Consider the following 6,835-nt stretch of genomic DNA (forward strand, 5'->3'; position numbering starts at 1 on the left):
CAGAGTGCCGAGATTGCCGCGAATGACATGCGGTCGCCCCGAGCGAACGCCACAATCGAAACCCCGGAACAGCTGTTTGTAACCAGCGACGACAGCGTGCGCGGTGCGCCTAGCCCTGGTGGATCCCAATGAGCGATCCCTCGCAGGCACCGCCTCCCCTCTCCACGTTGGGGCAGTCTGCGTCCGCAGGGGATGGGCAACCGCGCCAGCAGACGGGCTGTCGGGCGAGATAGCCAAGAGGGCATTCGGTTCGTACGTTGATTGCATGATCACGTGCGTTGTCGAGTACACGATCGATGCAGCCAAGGTCGACGATTTCGAACGCTTCGGCCGAGCCTGGATCTCCCTGGTCAATAAGCACGGCGGCACCCACCACGGCTACTTCCTCCCCTCCGAGGGAGCGAGTGACCGCGCGCTTGCGCTGTTCTCGTTCCCGTCTCTGGCCGAGTACGAGCACTACCGCACGCTTTTCGACGTGGACCCGGAGTTCGTTGCAGCCGACGAGATCCGCGATCAAAGTGGGTGCGTGCTGCGCTACGAGCGGTCGTTCATGCGGCCCGTGTTCGACGGACCAACGTCAACCGACGCCGTCCCGTAGGCGGATCACGAACGACGCGCGCGTGAACAGCTGGTCGGCGGCCGGCGCCACGTGTTCGAGTCCGAGATGAAGGAGGACCGGCGCACCGCGGGGCGTCGTGGTCACGAGGCGCGTCCGAACTGACCACCCCTCTGGGGTGCTCCGCTCGCCCCGATGGGACGAGACGGCCTAGCCCGGTCGGCCTGGCGGGCCCGCAGTCTTACGGCGGCGGTGCGAGGAGAAGGTGCCCGAGTCCGTCGGTGACGCGGTCGAGGTGGTCGTCGAGCCATCGCTGCAGGACGGGGGCGGAGACCTGCGAGTAGGCGCGTAGGTGGTAACCGACGTCAACGCGACGGGTGCGCCGCAGGACCGAGAAGGTCTCCAGGACGGTCAAGACCGGTGTCTCAGACTTCAAGGTCAGCCTGGCGGAGGGCGCGAACCCGACCACGGTGAGCGTCACCGGGACGGGGCGGCCGTCCAGGACGATGCGGCACTCCCAGACCGACCCGTCGTGCAGGCGCCGCCCCCCGTTGTCGGTGCAGTGCTCGAATCCGCTCCACCGCTCGAGGTTCTCCACGTCGGTGAGCACCGACCACACCCAGGGGGCGGGCAGCGCGGTGGAGACCGTCGCGTCGCGGGTGACCATCGTGACGAGCCTACGAGCCCGTCATCGCGGTTGCATCCGATGCAGGTGGCAGGTCGCCGACGTGCCCAGGGGGCGACTACGGTCGCGACGGGCGTGCCTGGTCGCGAGCCGAGAGGCGGTGCAGAATCCGTGTGTGGTGTTGAGCCGGTGGAACGGTCATCGTGCGGTCGAGTGATGGACGACCACAGGTGAGCGAGCCAGCCGAGGAGCTGGTGGCACGGCTCGGTGCGGGGATGGTCGGTGTGTTGACGACACGCGGCACCGGCGAGCGGCTGCTGGGGCGCCCGATCGAGTTCGTGTCCACCCCGTTCACCGGATCGTTGTGGTTCATCTGCCCCGACAAGGCCCGCCTGATCGCGCAGATCCAGCTGACCTCCGAGGTCCAGGTCACGTTCTCCGGTGACGACGGATGGACCGTCCTGGGCGCCAAGGCGCACACGGCGAACGGCGCGATGCTGCCGGCGGAGGTCCGGCGGTGCCTGGACGCCGCCGGCGAGGGGCGGACGGCGGTGCAGGTCGTCGTGCTGACTGCACGGCACTGGGCCGCAGGGGTGTGGGTTCCCGACACGGAGCTGTCGTCGTCGGACGTCGTGCCGGACTGAACGACGGATGAACGTCACCTGTCGTAGCAGGGGCGGTTGCGATCAGCCCTTGCGTCGATGACGAAGTTCTGGCTAGGTTCTGAACAAGTTCTTGAGTCGCAGCGGGCCGGGACCCGGCAAGCGAGCAAGCGAGGAGACCACCATGGCGAACCTGTCACGACTGCCGATGCCGATCCACGAGTCCTACGACTGGCAGTACGAGGGCGCGTGCAACGACGCCGATCCCGAGACCTTCTTCTCGCCGGAGTTCGAGCGCGGCGAGCGGCGCGCGCGTCGCGACCGGGCAGCCAAGGCGTTCTGTGCCCGCTGCCCGGTCGTCACCCAGTGCCTCGAGCACGCCCTGCAGGTGCAGGAGCCCTTCGGTGTCTGGGGCGGCCTGACCACCCAGGAGCGTGACGAGCTGCGTCGACGCGACGACCTCGCGGGGACCGCCTGACCCACGTCACGGCGCTCGCGCGCCGGCCGAGGCGTCGGCGACGTTTGGATCGCCCCGAGAGCCGTTCGCCGACAATCCCGACGGCGCTGGGCGACGTCGTCATCGTACGCGCGAGCGGCCGACGAGACAGGTAGGGATGCGCGCGTGGGGATCTGATGCGCGGTCGGCTAGTGGGTGTTCAGGCACTTGACCGTCACTGCGGGGGCGGGGCCTCACCGGGCGCGGGCTGCGGTTCGATGTCGGGCTCGACGGCCGGGTCGACGCCGGGGTCCGGTTCGATGGGCGTCGGGGGTTGGATGTCGGGCTCGATCGGGGGATCTGGGGTGATCGTCATGCGACCTTGCTACCTCGGCGCGCTCTGGCGCGCACACCGGCGCTCAGAGGTCGATGCCAGACACCCACCGTTGGCCCTCGTCGCCGCCCCAGGCGTCCCAGGCCACCCGTCCTGGTGACGGGAACCCCTTCTGGCCACCCTTGAACCCTTCGGCCTCCTTGTCGACCGCGTGCCGGGCGAAGTACGCCTGCATCTTCTTGACCTGCTCGTCACTGAGAGCTTCACCGTCGGCGAGCTGGTGCGCCCTGGTGCGCCCGGTGTCGGTGAAGTTCTTCCCGGCCTTGCCGTCCTCGATCCACTTGACGGCACGCGCACCGACCTTCTGGACACCTTTGGGCGGTGTGTGTCCCTGCTGCGACATCTGGTCCTCCTAGTGGGGTGGTCCACTGACGTCTATCACCGCCTGAGAGCCGGCGCCGACCGAGTCGGCCGGCGCGGACGGGGGGTCTGGCTCGCCGGCCCGGCATCGGGGCCCGCGGCCCTCGGACGTCTGCCAGAGACGCATCCCAGGCAACGGCGAGCCGCCCCCAGTGTCTCGGGTCACCGGGGGCGGCTCTAGGGCGAGGATAGACAACGCCGGGGTCACCCCGGTCCGGTGTCGGCCCTGCGTCGCCTGCGGTGTGCCGGAGGCGGACGTAGCGTCCTGGTGTGCAGATGGCGGCGGTGTATGGGCTGGTGGCGGCGGTGTCGCTCCTGCTCGGTGCGGGTCTGGGGCTGGTCCGCCGGTGGTCGCCCCGGCTGGTCGGGATCGTGCTCGGCTTCGGCGCGGGTGCCTTGGTCTCGAGCGTTTCCTTCGAGCTCGCCGAGGAGGGACTGCGCGTCGGTGGTGCCACGCCGGTAGCGGCCGGTCTGGCGGCCGGTGCAGTCACGTTCTTCGTCGCGGACCGGGCCGTCGAGCGGATCGGGGGCCGCGATGGCGGGCAGGGCAGCGGGCTGCCGCTCGCCCTGGGAGCACTGCTGGACGGGATACCCGAGCAGGCGGTCCTGGGCATCGGGCTGGCCGCAGGGGGCGGTGTGAGCGTCGCGCTCCTGGTGGCCGTCTTCGTGTCGAACCTGCCCGAGGCGATCGGGTCGTCGTCGGACATGGCTGCGGCCGGGTCACCGCCGCGCCGGGTGCTGGGGCTGTGGGCGGTGGTGACCTCGCTGTGCGCGGTGGCCACGGTCGGCGGATTCGCCGTGGCCGACGTCGTGGGATCGAGCGGGCGGGCGGCGATCGACGGATTCGCTGCCGGGGCGTTGCTGGTGATGCTGGTGGACTCGATGATCCCCGAGGCCAAGGACAAGGCACGTGACGTCGCCGGCCTGGCGACGGTCGTCGGGTTCGCCGTCGCCGCAGGACTCTCCGCGCTTTCCTGACGACATCCTGCCCCGTCGGACAGCTCGACCGGCGCTCTCGTGTTCGGCGCGAGAGCACGCTGACCCGACGATGGGTCGCGGTCCACACCGACGGTGACTGGACGCCGAGCGGGACGTGGCACCGGTCAGGGGGGCGGGCGTGTTGCGGCGTTGGGGTTCATTGGGGGTCAGTCCTGGTCGAGCACGTCTTGGACCTCGTGTCGCATCTGGGACCGTGATCTGTGGATCCCGCTGGTCCTGCTGAAGTGCAGCACGACCTGCTCGGCGATGACGACCTCGGTGCTGTGGCCCCGGACGGCCGCCTCGCGGAGCAGGTCGTAGGCACCGTCGCCTGAAACGTCGAGGATCCCCATGAGCAGGCCGCGGGCGCAGGACAGGACGTCCAGCTTGTGCTGGACGGGATCGACGTGGTCGAAGTCGGCGACCACGGCCGCGAAGGCGCGGTCGAGCTCGTTGCGATGGGACGCCGGGGTGAGGTCGATGAGGTAGCCGACGACGATACGTCCCTGTCCCTGGTCCCCGTCGACGACCTGGCCGACGCCGAGCACCGACAGCGTCTTGCCGGTGCGCGTCACGACCCGGTAGAAGTGCTGGTAGGACCGTCCGCCGGTGATCGAGTCCATCACCGCGGCCATCGTGGCACGGTCCTCGGGGTGCTGGAACGCCGTCAGGACGTCGGCGGTGACGGCCTCGTCGGGCCCGAGTCCGAGCATGGACCGGGTGTCGTCGGACAGCGTCCACCGGTCGGCCTCGATCTCGTACCGGAACCCGCCGGCGGGGACGTCCTTGCCGTGGGTGACGGCACGGATGTTGCGCTCGGCCTCTCCGCGCACGACACGACCTCTTCACTGCCTGGGGTTGCGGCACGGCTGCCGCCCGACCTAGGCAGCAATGTATCTGTAGTCCGGACGACGATGAGCGAGACGAACCGCGTAGAACCCGGTGAGGTCAGGCCCAGATGTTCGCTACCGCAGGTGAAGGAGATTGGTTTGAGTTTCAACCAATCTAGGAGGGGTGTGGGGCCGAATCACCGGTGACAGTCACCCACGACACAGCATCTGAGGTTCCACCATGAGCATCACCACCGCCAAGCCCCGCACCAAGTTCTTCGCCGGCATCGCCGCGACCGCCCTGCTGGCGCTGCCGCTGGCCGCGTGCGGGAACAACGACGACGCCTCCACGGCCGCGTCGTCGTCCTCCAGCTCCGCGACGGCGTCGGCCCCCAAGCCCGTCGCCTCGATCGACGCGCTGTCGGGCGAGAGCACCGCGATCACGCTGGACTCGGGCTTCACCGACGCGCTGACCGCGCTCAAGCTGACGCCCGGCACCGTGGGCGACGCGACGCTCGCCGACGGCGCCCTGAGCTTCCCGATCACCGGCGGCAACGTGACCGTCTTCAAGCCCGGCACCGTCTCGCCCTACGTCATCGGCCAGATCCAGCACGTCGGCTCGGGCCTGTCGCTCACCGCCGGCGACACCGAGGTCGAGCTCACCAACCTCAACGTCGACCCGGGCGTTTCGCGCGTCTACGGCGACGTCTCGGTCAACGGCAAGGTCGCGGTGCAGTCGGCTTACCTGTTCACCCTCGACGGCCGCACGCTGAACCCGCTGGCCACCGAGGGCGACACCGCCGTCCTCGAGGGCACCCAGGTCAAGATTTCCCCCGTCGCCGCCGAGCTGCTGAACTCGACGTTCAACACCGACGCCGTCACCGCCGACCTGCTGGTCGGCGTCGCGAAGATCACCGTCAACACCACCCCGGCCAGCTGACGCCGCACATGAGCCTGCGGGCGCGTTGATTCCTTTTCTCCGCCCGTAAGGGGGTGACCGAGCACGTCGCACGCTGTGCGGCGTGCTTGGTCGTGCATCCGGCACAGCATCTGAGGCTGCGCTGGAACAGGTGGGGGCCGGGTTGGTGTGGTGACTGGACGGCCCTCACCACAACCCCCACCCCTGTTCCCTTCCGACGCCTTCACACCTGGGAGCCGGCGATGACCGACGACCTGCGCATCAGACGCGCCGCCGAGACCGACGACGGCCAGCTCGCCGCGATCACCTACGACACCTGGTCGCCCCAGACTGCGACCCGGCCGCTGCCCGACGCCGCCGAACCGTTCTTCGGCGCCCACACCGGTGTCACCGTCTCGAGCACGTTGGTGGCGTTCCTGCCCGAGGCCGTCGCCGGGTTCGTCGCACTCTCACCTGCACCTGCCAGCAACGGGCTCTGGGCCGTCCACGAGATCGCGGTCGCACCGCTGCTGCAGCGGCGAGGAGTCGGGTTCGCCCTGGTGCGAGCGGCGGTCGCCGCGGCCCTCAGCGCGGGCGCGGTCGAGCTCAGCGCCCACGTACCGGCGGGCGACACCGCCGTGGGCCGGCTGATGCTCCGCTCGGGTTTCACGGCCACATCCGCGTCGGCACGGCCCAGCGGGAACCATGATGGGTCCGCCGATCCGAGCAGGCCGGTGACGATGGTGCGCACGCCACTCCGTCGAACGACCTGACGACGAGCGCGCCGATCTCGACGACCCGGCCGGCAGCACCCCACGCGCCACGACCGGCATCACACCCGCCCCGTGCCCCCGACTCCTGATTGGATCACCCGCATGACCCAGAACCGGCCGACCGAGAGCTGGAGCGACCTCAAGGCACGTCTGTCCCGGGAATGGACCCACACCCTCACCCAGCTCGCCGACGCGCGTGCCCGCGGTGACTTCGCCGGCTGGAAACCCAGCTCCGACCGGTGACGAATCGCTGACCCCAGCGTGGTTCGACCCGGGCCAGTGCGCCGCGGTGGCCACCCCGCGACGCGCCTCGGCCCCCGACACCTGGGTGCCGGGGGCCGAGTCGCGTGCGTGGTGGGGTCAGCTGGAGGTGTTGACCTCGC

Annotated in this window: 11 protein-coding genes; 7 read left to right on the forward strand and 4 right to left on the reverse strand. The window is 69.8% G+C overall.

Going from position 1 to position 6,835, the window contains the following annotated elements; genetic code table 11:
• The first annotated feature begins 265 nt into the window (after positions 1 to 265).
• The gene (locus ACI6PP_RS22505; RefSeq protein ID WP_421113968.1) at positions 266 to 598 is read left to right on the forward strand and encodes an NIPSNAP family protein; all 333 of its coding nucleotides are present in this window, start codon (positions 266 to 268) and stop codon (positions 596 to 598) included.
• Between the two features lie 199 nt (positions 599 to 797).
• Here ACI6PP_RS22505 and ACI6PP_RS22510 read toward each other — a convergent pair whose 3' ends face one another.
• Positions 798 to 1,223, reverse strand: coding sequence for an SRPBCC family protein (locus ACI6PP_RS22510; RefSeq protein WP_421113969.1), 426 nt, complete (start codon positions 1,221 to 1,223; stop codon positions 798 to 800).
• Positions 1,224 to 1,411: 188 nt separating this feature from the next.
• On the opposite strand from ACI6PP_RS22510, the gene ACI6PP_RS22515 reads away from it, so the two are divergent.
• Positions 1,412 to 1,825, forward strand: coding sequence for a pyridoxamine 5'-phosphate oxidase family protein (locus ACI6PP_RS22515; RefSeq protein WP_421113970.1), 414 nt, complete (start codon positions 1,412 to 1,414; stop codon positions 1,823 to 1,825).
• A 142-nt stretch (positions 1,826 to 1,967) separates the two neighbouring features.
• The gene (locus tag ACI6PP_RS22520; protein WP_421113971.1) at positions 1,968 to 2,261 is read left to right on the forward strand and encodes a WhiB family transcriptional regulator; all 294 of its coding nucleotides are present in this window, start codon (positions 1,968 to 1,970) and stop codon (positions 2,259 to 2,261) included.
• A 193-nt stretch (positions 2,262 to 2,454) separates the two neighbouring features.
• On the opposite strand, the gene ACI6PP_RS22525 is transcribed toward ACI6PP_RS22520, so the two are convergent.
• Together ACI6PP_RS22525 and ACI6PP_RS22530 are read right to left on the reverse strand one after the other, a co-directional pair.
• On the reverse strand, positions 2,455 to 2,595 hold the full coding sequence (locus ACI6PP_RS22525) for a hypothetical protein (RefSeq protein ID WP_421113972.1): 141 nt from the start codon (positions 2,593 to 2,595) through the stop codon (positions 2,455 to 2,457).
• 43 nt (positions 2,596 to 2,638) lie between these two features.
• On the reverse strand, positions 2,639 to 2,956 hold the full coding sequence (locus ACI6PP_RS22530) for a hypothetical protein (RefSeq protein WP_421113973.1): 318 nt from the start codon (positions 2,954 to 2,956) through the stop codon (positions 2,639 to 2,641).
• 287 nt (positions 2,957 to 3,243) lie between these two features.
• Between ACI6PP_RS22530 and ACI6PP_RS22535 the strand changes: the two genes are divergently transcribed.
• Positions 3,244 to 3,951, forward strand: coding sequence for a ZIP family metal transporter (locus tag ACI6PP_RS22535; protein ID WP_476712952.1), 708 nt, complete (start codon positions 3,244 to 3,246; stop codon positions 3,949 to 3,951).
• 167 nt (positions 3,952 to 4,118) lie between these two features.
• Here the strand turns inward: ACI6PP_RS22535 and ACI6PP_RS22540 are convergent, their stop codons facing one another.
• Entirely contained in the window at positions 4,119 to 4,784 is a 666-nt protein-coding gene (locus ACI6PP_RS22540) for a PAS domain-containing protein (RefSeq protein WP_421113975.1), read from the reverse strand.
• Positions 4,785 to 5,022: 238 nt separating this feature from the next.
• On the opposite strand from ACI6PP_RS22540, the gene ACI6PP_RS22545 reads away from it, so the two are divergent.
• From ACI6PP_RS22545 to ACI6PP_RS22555, 3 genes are all read left to right on the forward strand, one after another.
• Complete coding sequence (locus ACI6PP_RS22545) at positions 5,023 to 5,721, forward strand: hypothetical protein (protein ID WP_421113976.1); 699 nt, start codon at positions 5,023 to 5,025, stop codon at positions 5,719 to 5,721.
• A 221-nt stretch (positions 5,722 to 5,942) separates the two neighbouring features.
• The gene (locus tag ACI6PP_RS22550; protein WP_421113977.1) at positions 5,943 to 6,452 is read left to right on the forward strand and encodes a GNAT family N-acetyltransferase; all 510 of its coding nucleotides are present in this window, start codon (positions 5,943 to 5,945) and stop codon (positions 6,450 to 6,452) included.
• A 102-nt stretch (positions 6,453 to 6,554) separates the two neighbouring features.
• Positions 6,555 to 6,695: a hypothetical protein gene (locus ACI6PP_RS22555; protein WP_421113978.1), complete on the forward strand. Its 141-nt coding sequence runs from the start codon at positions 6,555 to 6,557 to the stop codon at positions 6,693 to 6,695.
• Positions 6,696 to 6,835: the final 140 nt, after the last annotated feature.

This window comes from Solicola agrisoli, assembly GCF_049059935.1.
In the GTDB taxonomy this organism is placed as follows: domain Bacteria; phylum Actinomycetota; class Actinomycetes; order Propionibacteriales; family Nocardioidaceae; genus JAURVT01.

Excerpts from the sequence above, each read along its gene's own strand:
- ACI6PP_RS22505 (WP_421113968.1), top strand. The coding sequence starts at position 266 with ATGATCACGTGCGTTGTCGAGTACACGATCGATGCAGCCAAGGTCGAC.
- ACI6PP_RS22510 (WP_421113969.1), bottom strand. The coding sequence starts at position 1,223 with ATGGTCACCCGCGACGCGACGGTCTCCACCGCGCTGCCCGCCCCCTGG.
- ACI6PP_RS22520 (WP_421113971.1), top strand. The coding sequence starts at position 1,968 with ATGGCGAACCTGTCACGACTGCCGATGCCGATCCACGAGTCCTACGAC.
- ACI6PP_RS22525 (WP_421113972.1), bottom strand. The coding sequence starts at position 2,595 with ATGACGATCACCCCAGATCCCCCGATCGAGCCCGACATCCAACCCCCG.
- ACI6PP_RS22530 (WP_421113973.1), bottom strand. The coding sequence starts at position 2,956 with ATGTCGCAGCAGGGACACACACCGCCCAAAGGTGTCCAGAAGGTCGGT.
- ACI6PP_RS22545 (WP_421113976.1), top strand. The coding sequence starts at position 5,023 with ATGAGCATCACCACCGCCAAGCCCCGCACCAAGTTCTTCGCCGGCATC.
- ACI6PP_RS22550 (WP_421113977.1), top strand. The coding sequence starts at position 5,943 with ATGACCGACGACCTGCGCATCAGACGCGCCGCCGAGACCGACGACGGC.
- ACI6PP_RS22555 (WP_421113978.1), top strand. The coding sequence starts at position 6,555 with ATGACCCAGAACCGGCCGACCGAGAGCTGGAGCGACCTCAAGGCACGT.